The sequence below is a fragment of the Bacillus sp. AFS001701 genome (genome assembly GCF_002559405.1).
Taxonomy (GTDB): Bacteria; Bacillota; Bacilli; order Bacillales; family Bacillaceae_G; genus Gottfriedia.
The window spans coordinates 1-1,492 of the sequence record NZ_NTZO01000645.1 but is presented as its reverse complement, the minus strand read 5'-3'; the positions used below and the strand labels follow the sequence as shown (position 1 = coordinate 1,492).

General features: G+C 31.6%; 2 protein-coding genes. Both read left to right on the top strand.

From position 1 onward, the window contains the following. Nucleotides 1-159 precede the first annotated feature (159 nt). Complete coding sequence (locus CN514_RS24310; protein ID WP_098234768.1) at nucleotides 160-999, top strand: Cof-type HAD-IIB family hydrolase; 840 nt, start codon at nucleotides 160-162, stop codon at nucleotides 997-999. A 230-nt stretch (nucleotides 1,000-1,229) separates the two neighbouring features. Beyond that, nucleotides 1,230-1,406 carry a hypothetical protein gene (locus CN514_RS26040; RefSeq protein WP_176526066.1) on the top strand — a complete coding sequence of 59 codons (177 nt, stop codon included), beginning with the start codon at nucleotides 1,230-1,232 and terminating at the stop codon, nucleotides 1,404-1,406. The last annotated feature ends 86 nt before the right edge of the window (nucleotides 1,407-1,492 follow it).

Sequence of the window (1,492 nt, the reverse complement as noted above, 5' to 3'; positions counted from 1 at the left end):
AAGACCTTCTGAATGCAGAAGGTCTTTTTTTGCGTTATAATAATAAAGAATGAAAACATAAAATAGAAAATAAATAAATTGTAATAAGAATGCTTTAGTAGAATTGGTGAATAGTTAGCATTCAGATTATAAGAGAATAGTAGAAAAGGAGAGAACGACATGGCACTAATTGCAATTGATATGGATGGTACACTGGTAAATGGTAAGAATGGAATACCAATGGAAAACATTGAAAGCATCCGGGCGGCACAAAAGGAAGGAATCCATGTTGTCATTTCTACAGGTAGAATGTATGAAAGTGCAAAGGAAGTATTAGATGAGGCTGGTCTAAGTTGTCCAATTGTTTGTTTAAATGGCTCTCAAATATATGACTATGAGGCGAAAATTTTACACAACGATTCAATGGATAAAGAAATTTTTGCGAAAGCCTTAAGCATATGTGAAGCGGAAAATAAAACATTTATTATTAGTACAAGTGAAGGATCATTTACAAAGTGTCGTGATACACTATATGATGAATTTTTCACTGATAAGCAAACCGGCAAAACACACAAAGTGACAGCTACTTTAAGAAAGGTTCGAACTTACTCTTCTATTGAAGATTTTAATAATCTTGATGTATATAAAATATTATTTCTTTCCAAGAATGAAGAGGTTATTAGTCGCATTCGTCTAAAACTAATGCAAGAAGAGGGTCTACTAATTACTTCGTCAGGCTCAAATAACGTTGAAATTAATGCAGCAAATGTAAGTAAAGGAGCGGCATTATTAAAGCTTGCACCAATCCTTGGAGTAGATTTAAATGAGAGCATGGCAATTGGAGATAGTTTTAATGATGTCTCTATGTTTAATCGAGTAGGTTTTCCAGTAGCTATGGGAAATGCAAAAGAAGAGCTAAAAGGCCACTGTGCATTTGTTACAAAAACAAATGAAGAAGCAGGCGTAGCTCATGCAATTTATCATTTTTTAGATCAAAAACAAAAATTAAAGCAAAGTTAAATTCAGATTGTAGACTGGCAAAAGAGAGAGAGCAAAAGTCAAAGTACTTTTGAGACTCTCTTTTTTTATGGGAAATATTGCTGATTTTCTAACATTTGATATAGTTCCATTTTGCAGTTTTTTCCACACCTTGTAGACACCTCTTATTCCTTTCACCTATTTTAAAGACATAAAGCTTGTATAGGCAAACATAATCTAAATATAAACTATAAAGGATGTGGAGTGTTAAAATGGATACAGTATTAGGTATATTTCCAATCATTATTATGCTTTTTTACATTGCAATTCCTGCAGGTCTTATAGTAGTAATCTCCTACTTCTATAAATTATTTAAAATCCGAAACGAGGAATTAAAGAAGCAAAATGACCTATTAAGTCGGATTGTAAATGTACTAGAGAGGTCATAGACTTTCACAATACTATATGATTTAAAAGAGCTTAGTCCAATTATGACTAGGTTTTTTTTAATCTATTAAAATTGAAAAAAAAAAAA

Coding starts and splice junctions, on each gene's coding strand:
- CN514_RS26040 (WP_176526066.1), top strand. CDS start 1,230: ATGGATACAGTATTAGGTATATTTCCAATCATTATTATGCTTTTTTAC.
- CN514_RS24310 (WP_098234768.1), top strand. CDS start 160: ATGGCACTAATTGCAATTGATATGGATGGTACACTGGTAAATGGTAAG.